Source organism: Agrobacterium sp. 22-226-1 (assembly GCF_053522345.1).
In genome coordinates, this window is the sequence record NZ_JBNWCP010000030.1 from 1 (window position 1) to 19,374 (window position 19,374).

Below are 19,374 nucleotides of genomic sequence, written 5' to 3' on the forward strand. Positions count from 1 at the left end.
GTAGGAACTTGACCACCACCACCGACCCGAAACATACCTAAGAGGCGGGTCAGTTCTCGGCGCAAATGCCGGGTCACTTCTCAGTGCAAATCAACATTCCGATACCTGAACGCTGCCGGAGACCTGAGCCACGTGCGGTGCCATTGGATACCGGTCGATGGCGTCAAGGGACAGGATCCCGAGATACTCACCCATCAGAGTGCCGACGTCCTGTTTCGGGAGCTCGACGATCGTTTGAAGACCTCTCCCGTTGAGTTCGAACTGGAGTTGGAAATCGGCCGCCCCGGAGACCCCTTGAATGATGCGACCGCACTCTGGCCGGAAGATCGGGAGCGCGTTCGCATCGGGCGTCTGTCCGTGATAGCGACGACCACTGAAGAAGAGATCGGCGATCGCCTCATGAACCACGATCCAACCATGCTCGTCGATGGAATCGAGGCAACGGACGATCCGATTCTCCAGATCCGGCGCGGCGTCTACGAGGCATCGGCCGCGCAACGGAGCGGGGGCTGGCAGGCCAGTAGATCTCAAGCCGAAGGAGGAACGGATGGGACGGCGAAACCTTGAGCATATGCGCGCACTCGATACCGCCTGGAACAGAAGGCAATGGTCTGATTATGCCGCATTGCTCGACGACGATCTTGTCGCGTGGAGATCAGGCGCACTCGAATCCCACGGCAAGCAGGAGCATGTTCTTCGAGCTCAGCGCTTCTGCGCAGCCTATCCTGCAAGTCGCGTTCAGGAGCAATATCTGGATTTCTTTCTAAGCGCGGATGGTCACAAGACCTGCTCGATCGCAGTCCTGTCAGAAATAACTGATGGGAAGGCCCCCGCGTTTGAAGTCACCTTCAGCGCAATCTGCACGTGGCGCGATGGTCGCGTCGTGGAGCAGCGCGAATACGTCGATGACCAGCTTTTTCAAGAGCATCTTCAACGATACACGCAAATAACGGAGACCAATCATGAGTGACACCATCGCCCCTCTGGAAGCTCGCCTTGCCATGGCCCAGACCGTCACGAACCAGCCGGATGGTCCGGGAAAACGCATTGGCAAGCGTGGAGAATTGACCATGATTGGAAATGTGCTGCCAGGCGGCGCGGCACTGTTCCGCGAACGGCTGCCCCGGTTCCAGGCCGAGGCGGGGTACTGGGAGGATCGTGTAGGCACCGTCCAGGACTTCCGCATCCTCCTGTTTGACAATGATACCCGATTTCTCCTTTCACTGGTCTATGACGGCGACTTCGAGCCCTATCTGATCGATATCAGTACCCAGGCGCATCACTGGCTTGATTTCTTTGCGACCGATGTTCTCGAAGGATATCCCGGTATGACCAGTCCAGAGGCAGGAGAGTGGGTAAAGAGCCTAATGCATCCTGCCGAGTTCTTCTATGTGGGCGCGCCGAATTCAACCGTGAGGGATATCAGGAAGATGGAGAAGCTCTCGAAAGCGGTCAGCGATCTTCTCGACGCGGCCAGCTAAGCTGATGTCTTCGGCGCTCGATCTTCCCGACATTCAGGGGACGGTTCTTCGCAGCCGCCCGATGCCCTATTTCGGCAGCTACCTGATGTTCGCGGTACATGATGCTTCGGCAGCCAGGGTTCTGTTGGAGCGCCTGGTTCCGCATATCACGTCTGCTGCCGACTGGAATGCGCCAGCAGAGAATGCGTGGATAAACATCGTGTTCTCATATGCCGGCCTGCGAAAACTGGTCGGGGACCAGCCTCTGGAAGGCTTTCCTAAAGAGTTCCGGCAGGGGATGGCGGCACGTAGCGGCTATCTGGGCGACGTCGGCATCAATGCGCCCGAACATTGGGACTTGCCCCATGGCGGCAATGGATTTGACATCGGGCTCCTGGTCATGGCCGGAAGTCTCGAACTCAGGGATGCCAAAATCGCCATCGGTCACGGGGCGCTGGAAGGGATCCCGGGTGTCGAACTCATCTATCGGCTGGATGTCGGCGTTCCGCCGACGCTCCGGGAGCATTTCGGATATGCCGACGGAATTAGCCATCCCTTCATAGAAGGACAGGGCGGTAGTCCTTTGCCGGGGCAGGATGTATTGAAGCCTGGCGAATTCGTACTCGGCTACGAAAATGAACTCGGAGTGGTCGCGTCGCTCGATGCTCCGCAGGCTTTATGGCGCAATGGAACCTTCGTCGCGATCCGAAAAATTCGGCAAGACGTCGCCGCGTTTCGGCGGTTCCTGCACGGTGCGGGTGGTGGAACGACGGAAGGAGCCGAACTGCTTGCAGCAAAGATGATGGGTCGCTGGCGAAGCGGCGCACCTCTTGCCTTGTCCCCGGACAAGGATGATCCCGTTTTGGCTCTGGAGAGCTCTCGCAACAACGCGTTTTCCTACTATGAGGTTGACGACGAAGGCAGAAACACTCCAGTCGGCAGCCATATTCGCCGGGTTAATCCACGTGATGCACTGAAGGACTCATTGACGAACATCCGACTGCATCGGGTGCTGCGCCGAGGGTTTGCATTCGGTCCGCCGCTTCCGGAGAATGTGATGTTCGACGACGGGGCAGACCGTGGAATCATGCTGGCCATTATTAATGCCAACCCTGGCAGACAGTTTGAATTTGTTCAGGCTCAATGGGTAAATGACGGCGATTTCATAGCCCAAGGCATCAGAACAGATCCTATCGTTGGACGGAGGGATATAGCCGACGATTATCAGTATCCGGCGAAACCAGTGCGAAAACGAGTGCAGGGGATTCCGGCCTTTACCGCGACGCGTGGAGGAGAACACGCCTTCCTGCCTGGTATCAAAGCGCTTCGCTGGATTATGGAGCAATATGTCGGGGAATCTGCCTCGAGAATCTGATTTGACCATCTTCCTAATGGGGTCAGAACAAGAGCAGTCCAGCGCCGATTTGGTCAGACATGGAGTCGGGCAATGACAAAGCGCAAGCTTCTCAAAGATCAAGGTCGCCGGGAGCTTGTCGACATACCAGTCGACGAGGACAGCCTGATCCGACACCCGGGTCGAGTGCTGGGGGCAAGCAAACAAACAGAAACACAAATAACTGATTTCACTCAACTCTTTTTCGGTCAGGCTCTTAGAGATGAAGTTGGGCCCTCTGGCAACAATCTATTTATCGGAAAGTAATTCGGAGGAAGAACGACACGTGTACTCCTGGCTGTCGTCTCCTCCGGATTGCTCCGCTCGCCATTTGCTTGGAAACCGCCTGCCCTGCAAAGAGGTGGCTGGACTCTGCAGTCCGGCTGTTAAGGACGAGATCGCGCAGCGGCGGCAGAACGTTTAGCTATTCGCTGATTGTATCAGGCATTCTGGCCCGCTGCTTCCAGGACAAGTGCGGCGACATCATCCGGGCGCGAGATCAGCGACAGATGGCTCGCTTTCAACTCGATTGTTTTTGCGCCCATGCGTTTGGCCAGGAACCGCTGCAGGTCCGGATTGATCGTGCGGTCCTCGCTCGACACCGCATAATAGCTTGGCTTTTGGCGCCATGCGGCTTCCGTGACCTTGCCTGAGAGCAGTGCCTTCTGGAAAGGATACTGCGTCGCGTAAAGCACCTGCGCGCGGGCCCTCGGGATGTCGCCGGCAAAGTCCTCCAGAAACGCCTTCTCGCCCAGCCGACCTTCCTCGCCGTCGAAGACGATACCGGCAGATGCGGGAGGTGTAGGGTAGGTCTTGGCCAATGCGGCGAAGTCCTCATTGGCGTCAGGTGCGCGCGCGGCGATATACACGACAGCTGACACGTTAGGATGGACGCCGGCCTGAGTTACGATCATTCCGCCGAATGAGTGCCCGACCAGGACGGTGGGGCCATCCTGTCTTGCAAGCACCCGCTCGGCAGCGGCAACCGACTCGGGAAGGATGGTCAGTGGGTTCTGGACCGATGTCATATTTAGGCCCTTGGGCTGCAGCCTTGATATTACGTCGCTCCAGCAGGAGCCATCGGCGAAAAGCCCGTGCACGAAGACGATGTTGCGTGCCTTTTGCGGACGGGCAACCGCTGTGGCAGCCATGCCCTTCGTCGAAACCAGCGATGCCGCCGCGCCGGCAAGCAATGCAGTTGAAAATGTGCGCCTGTTCATGATCATCTCGGACTCCTTTTCGTGATGAAGCACATGCTTCGAAGGAGTCTTTCGGTGCCACTTCCTGGATCTTACATCTTCACGGTTATGTGATTGCTGGGCAAAATCGGACTATTTTTCGAAATGCCACGTAACAACAGGTTTCAGCTAAACGAAGTTATGATGCATGGAAACACGGGAAGATAAATGGGCGAAAGCGATGCGAGCCGAACGCAGGGGAGATGGTGCTGCCTATGAGGCCTTTCTCCGCGATTTTGCAGCTTCCGTGCGGCGGATCGTTGAAACGCATTTGCGGCGCATGCACTTCAGTCTTGCAGAGGCAGAGGATGTTGTGCAGGACGTGCTTATCGCCGTGCATTCCCGTCGCCATCAATGGGATATGCAAAGAGCCCTTCTCCCCTGGCTGAACGCAATAACGCGCTACAAGATCATTGATGCAAGTCGGCGCATGGGCCGGGACGCACGCGCACGCATCGATCTGACCGAGGAGGAATGGGCTTGCATGTTCTCTTCAGAGGCGTTCGATCCGGAACGCAACGCGGCAGATGTCGAGAAACTGATTTCTGCCTTGCCCCGTGGCGAACAGGCTGCCGTCCGCGCCATTGGTCTTGAGGGCGCTTCTACCGACGAGGCGGCCGCACGCCTTGGATCAAGCACAGGAGCGGTGCGGGTAGCCTTCCATCGTTCCTTGAAGAAACTGATGGCTGCCGCGCAGAGAAAAGGCTCCGACCATGAATGACAACCGAAGGCCGATAGGCCGGACAACGGACGACCTGATCAGGGAATTGGCAACGCAGGCGGGAAAAGAGTCCTCTGAAGCACCAGGTCTGTCCACCGTCCTTCCTGCTGCCCTGGTCGTTTCGATCCTTGCGGCGATCGGCGTGGTTCTGCTGATCGCCGGAGCGCGCTCCGATCTCATACAGATATTGCCGACATGGACGTTCCAGTTCAAAGCCATCGGCATGGTCCTTGTTGCAGCTGGCGCGTTTCAGCTTGCCAGGACGGTGGTACGACCGGGCCGGGCGCTACGCGCTATGCTGTGTCTTGGTCCGGGCCTTGTGTTCCTGCTTTCCGGCGCTCTACTCGATCGGAGCGGCTTTCCGTTGCTGGGAGTTCACACCTACTCGGTGCCAAACTGTGCGGGTATCATCATCATGGCTTCCATTCCGGCGCTGGCAGCCATACTTGCTGCAATGCGCGTTGGAACGCCAACGCGGCTGTCGCGAGCAGGCGCTGTCGCAGGTCTGCTTGCAGGTTCTGTCGGTGGTCTCGCCTATACGATCGCCTGCCTTAACGATGGGGCTGCCTTTGTGGCAGTGTGGTATTCGATCGCAATCGCATTTGTGACTGCACTGGGTGCAGCGGCCGGTCCCAGAGTGTTGAGGTGGTAGCGGCAACAGGTGCCACGTTCCCTGTACGTCATCGGGACGCAGCCGACTGGCAGGGTGCTTCCACCGGCGTCAATCTACCGAGATGTAATGTCGCGTGCAAATCACCATAGGCTGGTACGGTGCCCGAGGGGGCAAGAACGAGCAATTCCCTACGCTGCGCAACTATCCCGTCACGGAGAATTCAGGCGCCGTATTCCATAAGCGCAGAAGCGCGAGCGGCACTGTCGCGGCTCGTGGACGAGGACGGGACCCTGTCAATGCGCGGTATGAGAAGCCGTCTCCAGAGGGTAGATCGGCAGGCGGCAACCTGGTGGCTGCCATGCTGCGGGCGAGGGATGAGGGCTTGCCAATGCCCGGCAGACTTGTCTTGCTTTCGCCCAAGGTTGATCTCACCGAATCCGGCGACAGTGGATGTTGAGTGCCTGGTGGAACAATCCTGAAATGCCACTTGCATTTTAAACTGAATGGTTCCAAATTATTGCTATGGTGAAGCGCAATCAGACATCCGCGTCCGTTGGACGCCCTCGCGAATTTGAACTCGATGAAGCAGTTCGCAAAGCTATGCACGTGTTTTGGAGCCGGGGATATCACGATGCATCTCTTCCCGATCTTCTCGAAGGCATGGGGCTTTCCAGAGGCAGTTTCTATAAGGCATTTGTAGACAAGCGTGGCGTGTATCTGCGCGCCCTCGACGCTTACATCGAGGACGCCATTCGCTCGGTCGGTGAAACGCTGCATTCAAACCCATCGCCCAAAGCCGCCATTCGCGATGCATTTCTGCAGCAGGTGGATCAGGCATCGGGTATGGAAGGAATGCGTGGTTGCTTTGTCGTGTTTGCAGCCGTCGAGATGCTTCCAGAGGACAAAGAGGTAGCACCTCGTATTTCCCACCTGTTTCGGCGGCTGCAGGACCTTTACAAAGCGGCAATCATAAGAGCTCAAGCATTGGGCGAAATCGATCCCGGTCTGGATGAACGAACGCTCGCAAGGTTACTCGTGTGCCAGATCCAGGGCATGAGGGTCCTTGCCAAGGCAGGAGCGGATCGCGAGGAGACAAGGGCCATGGTCGACCTGACGCTAAAAGCGCTTGGCTGACCCCAATTTGGAACCGAAAGGTTCCAAAAAATTTCTTTTACGGGGCGCTCCCAGGTCGAGGTGGAGACATACATGAGACTTACAAGCAACCCTGATGATAAACCTGATCCGCGCTGGTGGATTGTTCTTCTCGAATTTGGGATCGGCCACAGACGTTCAATTCACTGGCCGGGCATGCAGCGTTGCAGCGGTTGCAATCTGTCTTCTCATTGCGGGATGGCTTTCCGTCAGCCTGGTATCGACCAAGCCGCCACGTCCATAAGCAGGGTTGTTGCGGGGTTCCGTCAGCCGCTCGTGCGGCGGCGGCGTGAACCTGCGGGCGAAACACAAACATTTAGAGGTATACGGCCATGAACAACATCCCCCCGCTTCCTCTCGCAGACAAGAGCGCGCTCGTCACGGGCGCGGCGCGCGGCATTGGTGCGGCCATCGCGCTGAAGCTGGCCGAAGATGGCGCAAACGTTGCGATCACCTATGAGAAGTCTGCCGAGAAAGCGGAAGATCTGGTTGCAGAGATCCGCGCCATGGGTCGCAAAGCGATCGCCATTCGTGCCGATGCCGCAAGCACAGAAGCCGCAAAGGCCACTGTCGAGCAGACCGTCGCTCACCTCGGCGGACTTGACATTCTGGTCAATAATGCTGGCGTCCTTTTCGCGAGTGATTTCGCCACGCAGCCGCTTGAGGAGATTGACTTGCAACTGAATGTCAACGTTCGTGGCGTGTTTCTGATAACCCAGGCCGCGCTGAAATACATCCCCAACGGAGGTCGTATCATCAGTACCGGTAGCAATGCGGGCCTGGCTGTTCCGTTTGCGGGGATTGCGGTCTATGCAGCGACCAAGTCTGCGCTGGAAAGCTTCACGCGCGGTCTCGCGCGTGAACTGGGCTCTCGGGAAATTACCGTCAATCTGGTTCGGCCAGGCCCGATCGACACCGACATGAATCCTGCCGATGGCGCTCTCGCACCTGCTATCCTGCCGAGCCTGTCGATTGCCCGATACGGCAAGACCAGGGAAGTCGCAGAGGCAGTCGCCTTCCTCGCCGGTCCTGGTGCCGCCTATATTACCGGTTCAGGCATTCTCGTGGACGGCGGCATCAGTGCCTGAGGCGGTGGGCCTTGGTGCCCCACGCCTGTTATGGGCCCATCGTGAGCACAGGCTGCGGAGTTCCCCCCCCCCCCGCGGCCGGATATGCCTAAACGTGGCGGCCTGACGGCGGTGATCATCGGTGCTTTCTCCCACGCAGTTGGTGGTTTTCCCTGATGTTTTAATCGTACGGGCGTAGCCAATATGGGCGGACCCGATTTCCGCTCGGGCGCCCGTCAAGCGGTAACAGACCCATTGTAAGAAAATGGAGAAAACTTTGAAGACGATTGGCATACTTGGCGGAATGTCCGCGACCTCGACCCAGATTTATTACCGGGAACTGTGCAGGCTTACCAGGGAGACCCTGGGCGGACTTCATTCCCCCGAGCTTTTGATAAGATCTGTCGACTTCGATGAAATCGAAAAATTGCAGGCATCCTCCGATTGGGATACGGCGGGTCACATCCTCAACAAACATGCTGTCTCGTTGCAACGCGGAGGTGCGGACCTGCTGGTCCTCGCAACAAATACGATGCACAAGATCGCTGACAGGATCGTGGAGGGCGTGTCGGTGCCATTTCTCCACATAGCGGACGCAACTGCGTCAGCTATAATGGGCAGCGGTTTCCGGAGGCCGGGTTTGATGGCAACTGCCTTCACTATGGAACAGGCCTTCTATACCGACCGCCTCATCGCTCAGGGACTGTCGCCAACGATTCCTGAAGCTGATGATCGAGCGGAAACCCATCGTATTATCTATAATGAGCTGTGCCGCGACATCGTTCGCGAGGAGAGCCGCTTGACCTATGAACGGATTGCGCAGCGGCTCATTGATAAGGGCTGCGACTGTCTTGTCCTTGGTTGTACCGAGGTAGGGATGCTTTTGAACCAGGATAATGTGGGCGTACCCGTCTTCGACACGACCCTCATTCATTGTGAAGCCGCCCTTCAAGCTGCTTTACGATGACATACTGCGTCTTTGACGGTCGACCGATCGCGAGAACGATGCGGGGCAATGGTCAAACCTGTTCGCCGAGGTGATGTTGGACCCACTTTACTTCTTCCGACGCGGTACGCCCGAAATGCCGTCTGAAATCGCGACTGAATTGCGCCGGGCTAACATAGCCAACTGACGCCGCCACCTCCGCAATTGTTCCAGTCTGGCGGGCGATCATCAGTCTAGCTTCATGGAGGCGCATGGCTTTCACATATTGCATGGGACTGGAGCCGGTCAGCTCCTTGAAATGTGCATGATAGGACGGAACGCTCATGCCCACCGCTCTGGCAAGGTCCGCAACCGCGATTTCAGAACCGTAGTTATCCCGCAGCCACACCACGCTCTCGACCAGCTTTCCCGACGTTCCTTTCCGTTGGAGAGCCGCGATCACTGCGGCGCCTTGCGGCCCTGATATGATCCGGTAATGCAGTTCACGCAGAATAGAGCTTCCAAGCACGGCGACCTCGACCGGGCTGCCGAGAGCCACCAGCAAGCGCAGCAGGACGTCTTCGATGCTACTATCCATTATGCTCGAGAAGAGCCCTCTAGGCCGGGCGCTTGCGGGGCCGGCAAGCTTTTCGACCTGCATGGCGATCTCGGCTGCCATCTGCATATCGAACTCCAGATAGATGGCAAGCAGGGGGTGCTGTGGACTGGCGGTAGACGTCATCCGGAAGGGAACGGGGACCGAAACGGCAAGATAGTGGTCCTCATCGTAGAGGTGGATTTGGCTGTCCAGCATGCCATGTTTGCTCCCCTGCAAGACGAACACGGCCCCCGGCTTGTAAAGAACCGGAATGTCATTCAGCACCGCTTCCGTCCGCAGGATGCGCACGTAACCGAGCGCGGTCTGATTGTAGCCGAGACGAGGAGCGAGGCGTCCGGCCAGGGCGACAAGTTGATCATGTGCGGAGGACGGTTTCTCGAATTTCATAGGATTTGACAATAAGATGAGAGGATCGGCAATCGAATTGGCTTAACGTCCAGATTATCTGTCACGTCGAGGGTTAATCAAGGAGTTTCAAAAATGTCGCCAAAGACTTTCTTCATCACGGGATCGAACTCGGGCTTTGGGCTGGCCATCGCCGCTGCCGCAATCCAAGCTGGTCACAAGGTTATCGGGACGATCCGATCTGAAGCCTCTCGTGAAGTGTTGTCAAGGAACCTGCCGGCGCTCCATCCGGTCCTTTGCGACGTTACCGATTTCGACCGAATTCCGGTTGTGGTTCAGCAAGCGGAGGAAGAACACGGTCCAGTGAATGTTCTGATAAACAACGCAGGATACGGGCACGAGGGCGTACTCGAGGAGTCGCCGATCGAGGAGATGCGCCGTCAGTTCGACGTGAATGTGTTTGGCGCCGTCGCAGTAGCCAAGGCGTTTCTTCCGGGGTTCCGGGAGCGCCGCGGCGGCTTTATCGTCAATATCACGTCAATGGGCGGCATGATCACGATGCCCGGCATCGCCTATTACTGCGGAAGCAAGTTTGCGCTCCAGGGCATTTCCGAGGTCATGCGTTCGGAAATGGCGCCGTTTGGTGTTCACGTGACAACCCTTTGTCCCGGCTCATTTCGGACGGACTGGGCAGGTCGCTCCATGGTCCGCACGGAACGTTCCGTCGCAGATTATGACAGCTTGTTTGATCCGATCCGCAAGGCGCGTCAGGCAGGGAGTGGCAATCAGCTCGGTAACCCCCAAAAGCTCGCTGCCGCCGTGCTGACACTCATCGGATCCGACAACCCTCCGCCGCAACTTCTCCTCGGCAGTGATGCCCTGAAGCAGGTGACGGCGCGAACCGAGCGGCTGCAACAGGAAATCGAAGCCTGGAAAGATGTAACAGTCTCCACGGACGGCTGACATCCATCTCCCCGATTTTCTGCTTGACGTTCTGCCTACTAGAAGGTAGACAACTCCCATGAGCAATCTTTCAACCACCTCCGACGACATCCTCGCTTCCGCCCGAAACCTCATCATGAGCGGCGGCTACAACGGCTTTAGCTACGCCGATATCTCGGAGGTAGTCGGTATCCGAAAGGCCAGCATTCACCATCATTTTCCCAGTAAGGCCGATCTGGTGCGTGAACTGGTCAAGCGTTATCGTGAAGATGGCGAGGCAACTGTAGCCACCCTTGAGCAGAACGTTCCGGACGCACTGGACATCCTCAAGGTCTATGCCAACCATTGGGCAAAATGCATCGAGGATGCAAGCAGACCCTATTGTGTGTGTGCAATGCTTGCCAGTGAACTCCCATGTCTTCCGCCGGAGGTCGCAAAGGAGGTCACGGCATTCTTTCGTTTCATCTCTTCCTGGCTGACGAGGGTGATGGAGCGTGGCTTCCGGCAAGGCGCTCTGAACCTCACAAGCGATCCTCATGTCGAGGCTGAGACATTCCTGGCGACGGTCTACGGGGCAATGCTCTCGGCGAGAGCCTACGGGAAACCGGAGGTGTTCCCGATGATACTCGCACCTGCTCTCGATCGTCTCACGCCCACCGTCTCTCACTAATCCTGCGGCAGTCACGCTGCCCAGGTAAAACCGCGTCCCGTCAAACTACCAACTAGTAGGAAGAAAGAAATGAAAAACATGCTCCCGGTCCTGGCCTTGAGCCTGACGGCCATCCTTTCCGCATCAACAATTGCACCACCCGCTCATGCAGACGACAAGAAGGCCGCACCGATCCACGTGCGCGGCAGCATCGTCGCCTTTGCAGGCTCCACGCTCAAGGTAAAGACCCGCGAGGGTGGAACGGTCGATGTCGCACTTGCCGACGACTGGAAGGTCGCGGGCGTCGCAGAAGCCAAGGTCACCGACATCAAGCCGGGCGACTTTGTCGGCATCGCATCCCTGCCGAAGGAAGGCGGTGGCGATGGCGCGCTTGAGGTCCTGATCTTCCCGCCGGCGATGAAGGGTACGGGCGAAGGCAGCTACGGCTGGGATTTGAAGCCCGAAAGCAGCATGACCAATGCGACGGTTGCCGATGCGGTCAAGGGCGTTGATGGCCGGACCGTCACCGTGACCTATCACGGCAAGGAAAAGAAGATCGCCATTCCGGACGGGACGCCCGTCGTGACCATCGCTGGCGCAACCAGGGACGATCTCGTTCCTGGCGCCATTGTCTTCATCACTGCCGAAAAAGCTGCGACCGGGCCCGTCGCCCATCAGGTGGTCGTCGGCAAGAATGGTGTGGTTCCTCCCATGTGAACCCCGCCGTCACTGGCCGGAGCAGCCGCCTGCTCCGGCCAGCCAACTGCGCATTGATGCTGCTTGACCTGCAACCGTGGAATGTCACAGACGAGAGACGATTAGATGACCGAAAACGCCTCAAATGACAATTTTCAACACCTTCGAACGGTCTTCATCCGCCGCCATTCCGTCGCGACCCGGCTGACGCATTGGCTGAACGTGCTCTGCCTGAGCTTCCTTCTCTTGAGCGGTCTGCAAATCTTCAATGCCCACCCGGAGCTTTATTGGGGGCAGTACGGGGCGAACGGCGATCCTGCGGTGCTGACGATCGGCTCCGAGGACGACGGCGGTCAATCGCGTGGTTTCGTACGTATCGCAGGGTTGGAGATCCCCACGACGGGCGTTCTTGGCGTTTCTCAGGTTGATGGCGCCCAAACGGCACGCGCTTTTCCTTCCTGGGCGACCATCCCTTCATTCCAGGATCTCGCGGCCGGACGTCGCTGGCATTTCTTCTTCGCCTGGTTGTTTGTGATCAACGGCATTGTCTATCTCGGCTTCAGCCTGTTCAGCGGACATTTCCGCAAAGATCTGGCGCCAAAGCCCCATGAGCTTTCGCCGCGCCACCTTGGCCGCGAAATCCTCGATCACGCGCGGCTACGTTTTCCGGAAGGGGAGGACGCCAAACGTTACAATGCGCTTCAAAAGCTGACCTATCTGGCGGTCGTCGTCATTCTGCTGCCTCTGATGGTTCTGACGGGTCTCACCATGTCACCCGGGGTTGACGCCGCTTTCCCCGCCCTCGTCGATCTCTTCGGCGGACGTCAATCCGCGCGCACGATCCATTTTATCACAGCGTTGGCGCTGGTCATCTTCGTCATCGTCCATGTGGCGATGGTCGTACTCTCCGGAACCTGGAACAACATCCGCTCGATGATCACCGGACGCTATGCGATCCAGGAAAAAGGCCCGCAATCATGAGCAAGCTTTTCACCCGACGCCGCTTTCTCATCGGCGGCACGCTTGGCGGCAGTGCTCTGACCCTGTCAGGCTGTGATCTGCTGGACCAGAACGCTGATGTCGCCAATGTCCTTCGTTCCGCCGAACATCTGACCATGAAGGCTCAGAGACTGCTTCAGGGGCGCGATGCGCTGGCACGTGAGTTCGACGAAAAGGACATTTCGCCTGACTTCCGTGTCAATGGAACGAGTGCTCCCGACAGCGAGGAATATGCGGAACTGTTGGAGGGCAATTTTGCAAACTGGCGACTGAAGATCGACGGTCTCGTTGATCGGCCTCAGGCGTTTTCGCTGACCGATCTGAAGGCGCTTCCTTCCCGCACCCAGATCACCCGCCATGACTGCGTCGAGGGCTGGAGTGCGATCGGCAAATGGACAGGCGTTCCGCTCTCCCACGTGTTGCGCCTGGCCGGAGTCAAGAAAACGGCGCGCTATGTCGTCTTGCATTGTGCCGACGAGCTGGAAAAGACGCTCGATGGAAGCGGTCGGTATTACGAGAGCATTGATCTCATCGACGCGGTTCATCCGCAAACCATCCTCGCCTACCAGATGAATGGCCAGGACCTCAGCGTGGGTCACGGGGCGCCCCTACGTCTCAGGGTCGAGCGGCAGCTGGGCTACAAACAGGCCAAGTACCTCATGCGCATTGAACTGGTCGACAGCTTCGCCGGCCTGTGGGGCGGAAATGGTGGCTATTGGGAAGATCGGGGCTACGAATGGTACGCTGGCATCTAGGGCCGTCAAATTGCGAAGCAGGAGATGGCACTCCATGAACAGACGCAAAGTTCAAAAAGTTATGCCGGTTTCAGCCACCGCGCCTTCGCGACAGGTCGAGATCAATCAAACCGGTTCGATCCTCTCCGATCCTGACGGCCGACGGGTCGCCCCGCGACAGCAGGCGATCTGTAATACATACGGGAAGCGTATACGCCTGAAAGGTGCTCACAGGGGTGGGGCAAACTTCCGTCTCACGACAGCTCACAGGACCTCGAGAGTTCCCGGGAGTCAGTCGGGAAACTCTCCGGCGAGAGTGACCGGGCCGGTCGACATGAGTTTGACGAGAATACTCCATTTGGCAAGCGTGTCGGCTTCTTCTGACAGAACTCGCGCGCGTAACCTCATCAACCAATCAGAAAGTGGAAGAAAACAATGCCAAACAACCAGAACTCCCGTTTCCCGCGCGGCAACGAGCTTTGGCTCAAGCAGTACTACTTTACCAGAGCGGCCTTCTCAGTGCTGTGGGTTGCGGCCGCACTGACTGCCGGACGGCATTCCTTTGCGGTGGCTGCCGCACTGCTGATCATCTATCCCGCTTGGGATGCACTTGCGAATGTTGTCGATGCGGTCAGGAGCGGCGGCCTGTCCACCAACAGGAGCCAGGCGATCAACGTCGCGGCGAGCTCTGTCATGACCCTTGCCGTGATCCTGGCGGTGACAATGAACATGAACCGGGTTCTCGGCGCTTTTGGTCTATGGGCGATCTTTTCAGGTTTGTTGCAGCTCGGGGCTGCCGTGCGGCGCTGGAAGACGAGTGGCGGTCAGTGGGCAATGATTTTGAGTGGCGGACAATCCGCTGTGGCTGGCGCGCTCTTCATCTTTCAAGCGCAAATGCCGCAGGAGCCTTCTATCTCCACGATCGCGGCGTACGCTGGTGTCGGGGCATTCTACTTTCTGGTTTCGGCAATATGGCTGACAATCGCCCTGTCGCGTCGCACAGCGCATCCTGTCTCATAAGCTCTACCTCGTGCCAATGAAACCGCCTGGAAGGGGTTCAAATGATGACGCATGATTCGACAGAGCAACTTGCTTCCTACCGGAGGACCATCGACAATCTGGATTCAGCCCTTCTCTACATTCTGGCCGAACGCTTTCGTTGTACCGAGCAGGTCGGCCACTTGAAAGCCAAACAGGCGCTGCCGGCGATCGATGATGAGCGAGAGCATCGCCAATTGGATCGACTGAGAAGTATCGCCAATGATGTCGGACTGAACCAGCACTTTGTCGAAGGGCTGATGAGAATGATAGTAGGTGCTGTGGTGGAGCGGCACAGGGAGATTGCGGCCAACAAGTGAGGTGTCTGTCTGGTCTGTCTCCCATCGCAGCGATTTAAACGACGTCGGTCGGCAGGGAGAACCAGATCTTCTTCGAGTGGCTTACCATGCGGGCGCATTCGCGAGATGATCCGAGACGGTCGAAATGAACGCACGGAGGCGCTGAAGACGTCGCAGGTCCCGGTGATATCCCATCCAGATGTCTCGCGCCGGCGGGGGCTTGGGCAGTTCCAGTCTGCGGATGCCTGGAATCTGGTTGCCCACCACGCGGGGCAGGACGGCGATCCCTACGCCCTGCTTGCACATTCGCCCCTGGACGTTGCGGTTGTTTGATCGCAGCACTGGTCTCGCGTTCGGGAAACTCGCGACGAGCCAGGCGATGTCGGGGAACTGCCCGGTCGAAGTATCGTGGGTTATGAGCCGGAAGCCGGTCCCGTCGCCATATTCGGGGTCAGGCGACTCGTCGGCGATATAGACGCCGTATTCGAGCCTGAAGAGCCGCCGCTGAATTACATCGGCATTGTTGAACGGAACGATACGAAAGGCGACGTCTGCCTCCCGTTGGGCGAGGTTGAACAGGCGAGTGCCGGTCAGGATCTCGACGTCTACATTAGGATAGTCTTTCGAGAAATCTGCCAGGATGGGAGGCAGGACATAGGCCCCGAACCAGTCTGCTGATGAGATGCGCAGATTGCCCTTGAGGTTTTGCTCCTGCCCCGCAAGCCGGCGCTCCATGGCCAACGCGCCCTCTTCCATCTGCTCTGCCAGCGCGATGACCGCATGGCCCTCCTCGGTCAGCACGAGACCATCCGCGGTCCGCTGGAAGAGTGTCTGGCCAATCGCCTCCTCAAGCGCGCGCAGCCGCCTGCCCACCGTCGGATGGCTTGTATGAAGGACACGCGCAGCGCCGCCGAGCGTGCCGGATCGCGCAATAGCAAGGAAAATTTTTACGTCGCTCCATTCCACAGCCATACCCTTACAAAAATGAACGCCGGGAAAACAATAATGTCACTTCAAGTACAAATATAAACCTCTAGATTCAAGTCATCTTCTGAAAACAAGCGGAGAAAACGTCATGAAAACCTGGCTCATCACAGGCTGCTCAAGCGGCTTCGGACAACGGCTCGCACTCGCTGCGGCGCAGCGGGGCGATCAGGTTGTCGCGACGGCCCGCGATCTCAAAACGATCGAAGACATGGCTCAGCCTTTCGGCGGTCGCATGACCACATTGCCGCTCGACGTGACGGATGCAGCGGCAGCCAGGACCGCAGTCGCAAAGGCGGTCGAGACATTTGGCAGCTTTGACGTCCTCGTGAACAATGCCGGCTACGGACTGTTCGGCGCAATCGAGGAGGGCACGCCCGAAGAATATCGGCCGATGTTCGAGGTGAATGTCTTCGGTCTGATTGAAACCACCAGAGCGGCTCTGCCGGTCCTGAGACGTTCGGGGGGAACGATTGTGAACATGTCATCTGGCGCAGGGATCGCGGGCAGCGGCGGGGCGGGATATTACAATGCCGCGAAATTTGCAGTGGAAGGGATTTCCGAAGCCCTCGCCGGCGAACTGAAGCCGTTCGGGGTGCGTGTGGTGATCGTCGAGCCCGGGCCTTTTCGCACGGATTTCCTTGGTCGCTCGATCACGATGGTGGCCAGGGAGATGCCGGAATACGCCGCAAGTTCCCGCAAGCATTATCGCGAAACGAACAATGGCAATCAGGCGGGCGACCCCGACAAGGCAGTTGCGGTAATCCTGCAGGCGGTCGATGCCGATAAAGCACCGCTTCACCTCCCGCTCGGCCCGGCCGCGCATTCGATCGCCCAGCGAAAGCTGGCCTCGTTTCGAAGTGATATCGACGCCTGGCAGCACATCTCGATCGCCACCGACTTCGATCATTCCTAAGCGCTGGTCGCCAGCTCAGTTTCAACGTCAACATCGACTGGAAATAGTCATGATTCCAACTTTGGAAGGGTTTACCCAGCAATTGATGCCGGTAAACGGTATCAGGATCAACGCCGTCACGGGAGGCTTCGGTCCGCCGATCCTTCTGCTTCACGGATGGCCGGAAACATGGTGGGAATGGCACCTTGTTATGCCGCTGCTGGCCGAGCATTTCAGTGTGGTGGCCATTGACCTGCGCGGCGCGGGTTTCTCCGACTGCCCGCTTGACGGGTATGACAAGGCGACGATGGCGCGTGATGCGCACGAGGTCATGGTTGCCCTTGGGCATGAACGCTACGCCGTGTGCGGCCATGATATTGGCGGAATGGTGGCATTACCGCAGGCCGCCATTTATCGGGAGGCCGTTACCCATCTGGCCGTCCTCGACGTTCCCCTTCCTGGCTGGACGCAGTGGGAGGCAACGACTTCAAAAATTTGGCACTTCAGCTTCCATATGAACCGGGATCTGCCAGAGCGCCTGATTTACGGCCGTGAATATGATTATGTTTCGTCCTTCATGGCGGAGCGGTTCTACGATCACAGCACCTTCAATCCGGCGGACATCGATGTCTACGCGAAAGCGATGGCCCTTCCTGGCCGCACTCGCGGCGGCATGGAGTGGTATCGCACCCTTGCTGCCGATCATGCGGCCGCGCTCGAGTACAAGAAGCAACCGCTTGAGATACCGGTATTGGGTCTCGGCGGGGAGAAGCGCTTCGGTGCGCATATGGTCCCCATGCTTAAAGAGTTTGCCAACTCTGTGGAAGGCGGCTCGATTGCGCGGTGCAGCCACTATGTCGCGGACGAGCGGCCGGATGAAGTTGCGGCAGCTCTGATCGATTTTCTCAAGGCAAATTAAGAACCTGCGGCCGTCCGCCCTGAGCCGGGCGAAACTCGGTATTGCGAGAGAGTTGCGCCCGATCGCGCTCAATTTATCTGACAAGAAAGGAAGACTGTCATGACCTCATCCGTCATTCGCGGCGTCAATCATATTGGCATTACGGTACCTGACATCGAAGTTGCAAAATCGTTCCTGGTAGAAGCTTTCGGCGGCCAGGTTATTTATCAGTCCTTCGGACCACAGGATCCGCCGCGGCAAGGACCCGAATTCGAGCGGGCCACCGGCGCTTTCCCCGGAACGCTCGTCCGCGCGCAGGCGATGGTCAAGATCGGGACCGGACCTGACATTGAACTCTTCGAAATGCACGGCCCCGAACAAGCTCAGCCGGTCAGGCCGAGCGACTTCGGCATCACGCACTTCGGAGTCTACACCGACGACATCGACGCCTCGGTCGCGCGCTTCGAAAAGGCCGGAGGCACCGCGCTTACCGCGCCGCGCGCTATTCCCTACGCAACCGAAAAAGGTCCAGGAAACAAGGTATGTTACTGCCGCATGCCATGGGGCACGACGATTGAGTTCATCACCACCCCTGATCGCATGGGCTATCACGACCAAACGCCTCTGCGCAGATGGCAGGACGAGGATTGATCGTGAGCCTTCAGTAACGGTCCTCCGAGGCCTCTCCAAGGTCAAAGCTCTGTCGAGGTCGCGGCGGCGCCGACAGATGCGGAGTCCATGACGCGATCATCGAAGCCTCGGTCATTCGAAACACACAATTCAAGGAAGTACCGACAATGTCCATTTCTGGCAAAGCAGCCATAGGCCTCGCAGCCGCGTTCTTGTTTTCTGCTGCAGGGGCAACCCCAGTCTTGGCGGGCGTGCGCAACATCGTGCTCGTCCACGGCGCGCTCGTGGATGGTTCTGGCTGGCGTGGTGTTTATGACGTACTGACCCGCGACGGCTATAATGTCAGTATCGTCCAGCAGCCGCTGACAAGTCTGGAACAAGACGTCGCAGCCACCAGACGCGTGCTTGATCAGCAGGACGGAGACGTCGTTCTCGTCGGTCACAGCTACGGGGGCACGATCATCACGACAGCAGGTGATGATCCCAAGGTCAAGGCACTTGTTTATGTCGCTGCGCTGCTGCCTGAAAAGGGCGAAAGCACCGCACAATTGCTCCAGGCAATGCCGTCACCCACCAACGATATCAAACCGTCCAAGGATGGCTTCCTGCTTGTCCAACGGGCAAAGTTCGCCTCGGATTTCGGGGGAGATTTGCCCAAGGATCAAGCCGAGTTCATGGCCCGGTCCCAGATGCCTGTCGCCGTCGCCGCTACCAATGCGCAGGTTACAGTTGCCGCCTGGCACGAGAAGCCGAGCTACGCAATTGTCGCGAAGGACGATATGATAATAAACCCTGACCTGGAACGCTGGATGTACAAGCGTGCCGGTTCTACGGTTACAGAGGTCGAGGGCGGCCACGCTATCTACATCTCTCAGGCTGCTGCAGTCGCAAAGGTTATCGAGGAGGCAGCCAAAGCTGCCAAATAGCCGTCAAACGCATTCTGTATAAGGCGCCTACCTCTATGAACTTGCTGGCTGTGTGTTGATTTCCACTGAGAACTGACCCGGTATTTCCACCGAGATTTGACCCGCCTTTTAGATATGTTTCGGGTCTGGTGTAGAGGTCAAGTTCCTGTTT

Annotated in this window: 24 protein-coding genes; 21 read left to right on the forward strand and 3 right to left on the reverse strand. The window is 57.8% G+C overall.

Annotated features, from left to right (window positions below; translation table 11 throughout):
- The first annotated feature begins 33 nt into the window (after positions 1-33).
- The 5 genes from ACQZ5K_RS26250 (at position 34) to ACQZ5K_RS26270 (ending at position 3,120) form a co-directional block, all read left to right on the forward strand.
- Positions 34-567 carry a catalase gene (locus ACQZ5K_RS26250; protein ID WP_448741981.1) on the forward strand — a complete coding sequence of 178 codons (534 nt, stop codon included), beginning with the start codon at positions 34-36 and terminating at the stop codon, positions 565-567.
- Positions 548-970 carry a nuclear transport factor 2 family protein gene (locus tag ACQZ5K_RS26255; RefSeq protein WP_448741959.1) on the forward strand — a complete coding sequence of 141 codons (423 nt, stop codon included), beginning with the start codon at positions 548-550 and terminating at the stop codon, positions 968-970. Before ACQZ5K_RS26250 ends, ACQZ5K_RS26255 begins: the two co-directional genes overlap by 20 nt.
- Positions 963-1,481 carry a hypothetical protein gene (locus ACQZ5K_RS26260; RefSeq protein WP_448741960.1) on the forward strand — a complete coding sequence of 173 codons (519 nt, stop codon included), beginning with the start codon at positions 963-965 and terminating at the stop codon, positions 1,479-1,481. Before ACQZ5K_RS26255 ends, ACQZ5K_RS26260 begins: the two co-directional genes overlap by 8 nt.
- 4 nt (positions 1,482-1,485) lie before the next feature.
- The gene (locus ACQZ5K_RS26265) at positions 1,486-2,835 is read left to right on the forward strand and encodes a Dyp-type peroxidase (RefSeq protein WP_448741961.1); all 1,350 of its coding nucleotides are present in this window, start codon (positions 1,486-1,488) and stop codon (positions 2,833-2,835) included.
- A 72-nt stretch (positions 2,836-2,907) separates the two neighbouring features.
- Entirely contained in the window at positions 2,908-3,120 is a 213-nt protein-coding gene (locus tag ACQZ5K_RS26270; protein ID WP_448741982.1) for a hypothetical protein, read from the forward strand.
- A 173-nt stretch (positions 3,121-3,293) separates the two neighbouring features.
- Here ACQZ5K_RS26270 and ACQZ5K_RS26275 read toward each other — a convergent pair whose 3' ends face one another.
- The gene (locus ACQZ5K_RS26275) at positions 3,294-4,079 is read right to left on the reverse strand and encodes an alpha/beta hydrolase (RefSeq protein WP_448741962.1); all 786 of its coding nucleotides are present in this window, start codon (positions 4,077-4,079) and stop codon (positions 3,294-3,296) included.
- 160 nt (positions 4,080-4,239) lie between these two features.
- Here ACQZ5K_RS26275 and ACQZ5K_RS26280 point away from each other — a divergent pair, with 160 nt between their 5' ends.
- The 5 genes from ACQZ5K_RS26280 to ACQZ5K_RS26300 all read left to right on the forward strand — a co-directional run bounded on the left by ACQZ5K_RS26280 (position 4,240) and on the right by ACQZ5K_RS26300 (position 8,611).
- Positions 4,240-4,812, forward strand: coding sequence for a sigma-70 family RNA polymerase sigma factor (locus ACQZ5K_RS26280; protein ID WP_448741963.1), 573 nt, complete (start codon positions 4,240-4,242; stop codon positions 4,810-4,812).
- Positions 4,805-5,464 (forward strand): NrsF family protein, encoded by a 660-nt coding sequence (locus ACQZ5K_RS26285; RefSeq protein ID WP_448741964.1) that lies wholly within the window; start codon positions 4,805-4,807, stop codon positions 5,462-5,464. Before ACQZ5K_RS26280 ends, ACQZ5K_RS26285 begins: the two co-directional genes overlap by 8 nt.
- A gap of 483 nt (positions 5,465-5,947) precedes the next feature.
- On the forward strand, positions 5,948-6,559 hold the full coding sequence (locus tag ACQZ5K_RS26290) for a TetR/AcrR family transcriptional regulator (RefSeq protein WP_448741965.1): 612 nt from the start codon (positions 5,948-5,950) through the stop codon (positions 6,557-6,559).
- Positions 6,560-6,909: 350 nt separating this feature from the next.
- Positions 6,910-7,665, forward strand: a complete 756-nt coding sequence (locus ACQZ5K_RS26295) for an SDR family oxidoreductase (RefSeq protein ID WP_448741966.1) — start codon at positions 6,910-6,912, stop codon at positions 7,663-7,665.
- A 256-nt stretch (positions 7,666-7,921) separates the two neighbouring features.
- Positions 7,922-8,611, forward strand: coding sequence for an aspartate/glutamate racemase family protein (locus ACQZ5K_RS26300; RefSeq protein ID WP_448741967.1), 690 nt, complete (start codon positions 7,922-7,924; stop codon positions 8,609-8,611).
- A 52-nt stretch (positions 8,612-8,663) separates the two neighbouring features.
- Here ACQZ5K_RS26300 and ACQZ5K_RS26305 read toward each other — a convergent pair whose 3' ends face one another.
- Positions 8,664-9,575, reverse strand: coding sequence for an AraC family transcriptional regulator N-terminal domain-containing protein (locus ACQZ5K_RS26305; RefSeq protein WP_448741968.1), 912 nt, complete (start codon positions 9,573-9,575; stop codon positions 8,664-8,666).
- Positions 9,576-9,668: 93 nt separating this feature from the next.
- On the opposite strand from ACQZ5K_RS26305, the gene ACQZ5K_RS26310 reads away from it, so the two are divergent.
- The 7 genes from ACQZ5K_RS26310 to ACQZ5K_RS26340 all read left to right on the forward strand — a co-directional run bounded on the left by ACQZ5K_RS26310 (position 9,669) and on the right by ACQZ5K_RS26340 (position 14,911).
- Complete coding sequence (locus ACQZ5K_RS26310) at positions 9,669-10,496, forward strand: oxidoreductase (protein ID WP_448741969.1); 828 nt, start codon at positions 9,669-9,671, stop codon at positions 10,494-10,496.
- Between the two features lie 58 nt (positions 10,497-10,554).
- Positions 10,555-11,145, forward strand: a complete 591-nt coding sequence (locus ACQZ5K_RS26315; protein ID WP_448741970.1) for a TetR/AcrR family transcriptional regulator — start codon at positions 10,555-10,557, stop codon at positions 11,143-11,145.
- Positions 11,146-11,214: 69 nt separating this feature from the next.
- Positions 11,215-11,841, forward strand: a complete 627-nt coding sequence (locus ACQZ5K_RS26320; protein ID WP_448741971.1) for a hypothetical protein — start codon at positions 11,215-11,217, stop codon at positions 11,839-11,841.
- 105 nt (positions 11,842-11,946) lie between these two features.
- Positions 11,947-12,801, forward strand: coding sequence for a cytochrome b/b6 domain-containing protein (locus ACQZ5K_RS26325; RefSeq protein ID WP_448741972.1), 855 nt, complete (start codon positions 11,947-11,949; stop codon positions 12,799-12,801).
- Positions 12,798-13,574, forward strand: a complete 777-nt coding sequence (locus tag ACQZ5K_RS26330; protein ID WP_448741973.1) for a molybdopterin-binding protein — start codon at positions 12,798-12,800, stop codon at positions 13,572-13,574. Before ACQZ5K_RS26325 ends, ACQZ5K_RS26330 begins: the two co-directional genes overlap by 4 nt.
- 414 nt (positions 13,575-13,988) lie before the next feature.
- Positions 13,989-14,573, forward strand: coding sequence for a DUF308 domain-containing protein (locus tag ACQZ5K_RS26335; protein WP_448741974.1), 585 nt, complete (start codon positions 13,989-13,991; stop codon positions 14,571-14,573).
- 41 nt (positions 14,574-14,614) lie between these two features.
- Positions 14,615-14,911, forward strand: a complete 297-nt coding sequence (locus ACQZ5K_RS26340; protein ID WP_448741975.1) for a chorismate mutase — start codon at positions 14,615-14,617, stop codon at positions 14,909-14,911.
- Positions 14,912-14,992: 81 nt separating this feature from the next.
- Here the strand turns inward: ACQZ5K_RS26340 and ACQZ5K_RS26345 are convergent, their stop codons facing one another.
- The gene (locus ACQZ5K_RS26345; protein WP_448741976.1) at positions 14,993-15,856 is read right to left on the reverse strand and encodes a LysR family transcriptional regulator; all 864 of its coding nucleotides are present in this window, start codon (positions 15,854-15,856) and stop codon (positions 14,993-14,995) included.
- 109 nt (positions 15,857-15,965) lie between these two features.
- Between ACQZ5K_RS26345 and ACQZ5K_RS26350 the strand changes: the two genes are divergently transcribed.
- The 4 genes from ACQZ5K_RS26350 to ACQZ5K_RS26365 all read left to right on the forward strand — a co-directional run bounded on the left by ACQZ5K_RS26350 (position 15,966) and on the right by ACQZ5K_RS26365 (position 19,223).
- Positions 15,966-16,790: an oxidoreductase gene (locus ACQZ5K_RS26350; protein WP_448741977.1), complete on the forward strand. Its 825-nt coding sequence runs from the start codon at positions 15,966-15,968 to the stop codon at positions 16,788-16,790.
- 49 nt (positions 16,791-16,839) lie between these two features.
- A complete protein-coding gene (locus ACQZ5K_RS26355) occupies positions 16,840-17,688 on the forward strand; it encodes an alpha/beta fold hydrolase (protein WP_448741978.1) in 849 nt (282 codons plus the stop codon).
- Positions 17,689-17,787: 99 nt separating this feature from the next.
- Positions 17,788-18,318: a VOC family protein gene (locus ACQZ5K_RS26360; RefSeq protein ID WP_448741979.1), complete on the forward strand. Its 531-nt coding sequence runs from the start codon at positions 17,788-17,790 to the stop codon at positions 18,316-18,318.
- Positions 18,319-18,464: 146 nt separating this feature from the next.
- Positions 18,465-19,223 carry an alpha/beta fold hydrolase gene (locus ACQZ5K_RS26365; protein WP_448741980.1) on the forward strand — a complete coding sequence of 253 codons (759 nt, stop codon included), beginning with the start codon at positions 18,465-18,467 and terminating at the stop codon, positions 19,221-19,223.
- The last annotated feature ends 151 nt before the right edge of the window (positions 19,224-19,374 follow it).

Bases quoted from the DNA above. Each gene is read 5' to 3' on its own strand.
- ACQZ5K_RS26255 (WP_448741959.1), top strand. From the start codon at position 548: ATGGGACGGCGAAACCTTGAGCATATGCGCGCACTCGATACCGCCTGG.
- ACQZ5K_RS26260 (WP_448741960.1), top strand. From the start codon at position 963: ATGAGTGACACCATCGCCCCTCTGGAAGCTCGCCTTGCCATGGCCCAG.
- ACQZ5K_RS26265 (WP_448741961.1), top strand. From the start codon at position 1,486: ATGTCTTCGGCGCTCGATCTTCCCGACATTCAGGGGACGGTTCTTCGC.
- ACQZ5K_RS26270 (WP_448741982.1), top strand. From the start codon at position 2,908: ATGACAAAGCGCAAGCTTCTCAAAGATCAAGGTCGCCGGGAGCTTGTC.
- ACQZ5K_RS26275 (WP_448741962.1), bottom strand. From the start codon at position 4,079: ATGATCATGAACAGGCGCACATTTTCAACTGCATTGCTTGCCGGCGCG.
- ACQZ5K_RS26280 (WP_448741963.1), top strand. From the start codon at position 4,240: ATGGAAACACGGGAAGATAAATGGGCGAAAGCGATGCGAGCCGAACGC.
- ACQZ5K_RS26285 (WP_448741964.1), top strand. From the start codon at position 4,805: ATGAATGACAACCGAAGGCCGATAGGCCGGACAACGGACGACCTGATC.
- ACQZ5K_RS26290 (WP_448741965.1), top strand. From the start codon at position 5,948: ATGGTGAAGCGCAATCAGACATCCGCGTCCGTTGGACGCCCTCGCGAA.
- ACQZ5K_RS26295 (WP_448741966.1), top strand. From the start codon at position 6,910: ATGAACAACATCCCCCCGCTTCCTCTCGCAGACAAGAGCGCGCTCGTC.
- ACQZ5K_RS26305 (WP_448741968.1), bottom strand. From the start codon at position 9,575: ATGAAATTCGAGAAACCGTCCTCCGCACATGATCAACTTGTCGCCCTG.
- ACQZ5K_RS26310 (WP_448741969.1), top strand. From the start codon at position 9,669: ATGTCGCCAAAGACTTTCTTCATCACGGGATCGAACTCGGGCTTTGGG.
- ACQZ5K_RS26315 (WP_448741970.1), top strand. From the start codon at position 10,555: ATGAGCAATCTTTCAACCACCTCCGACGACATCCTCGCTTCCGCCCGA.
- ACQZ5K_RS26320 (WP_448741971.1), top strand. From the start codon at position 11,215: ATGAAAAACATGCTCCCGGTCCTGGCCTTGAGCCTGACGGCCATCCTT.
- ACQZ5K_RS26325 (WP_448741972.1), top strand. From the start codon at position 11,947: ATGACCGAAAACGCCTCAAATGACAATTTTCAACACCTTCGAACGGTC.
- ACQZ5K_RS26330 (WP_448741973.1), top strand. From the start codon at position 12,798: ATGAGCAAGCTTTTCACCCGACGCCGCTTTCTCATCGGCGGCACGCTT.
- ACQZ5K_RS26335 (WP_448741974.1), top strand. From the start codon at position 13,989: ATGCCAAACAACCAGAACTCCCGTTTCCCGCGCGGCAACGAGCTTTGG.
- ACQZ5K_RS26340 (WP_448741975.1), top strand. From the start codon at position 14,615: ATGATGACGCATGATTCGACAGAGCAACTTGCTTCCTACCGGAGGACC.
- ACQZ5K_RS26350 (WP_448741977.1), top strand. From the start codon at position 15,966: ATGAAAACCTGGCTCATCACAGGCTGCTCAAGCGGCTTCGGACAACGG.
- ACQZ5K_RS26355 (WP_448741978.1), top strand. From the start codon at position 16,840: ATGATTCCAACTTTGGAAGGGTTTACCCAGCAATTGATGCCGGTAAAC.
- ACQZ5K_RS26360 (WP_448741979.1), top strand. From the start codon at position 17,788: ATGACCTCATCCGTCATTCGCGGCGTCAATCATATTGGCATTACGGTA.
- ACQZ5K_RS26365 (WP_448741980.1), top strand. From the start codon at position 18,465: ATGTCCATTTCTGGCAAAGCAGCCATAGGCCTCGCAGCCGCGTTCTTG.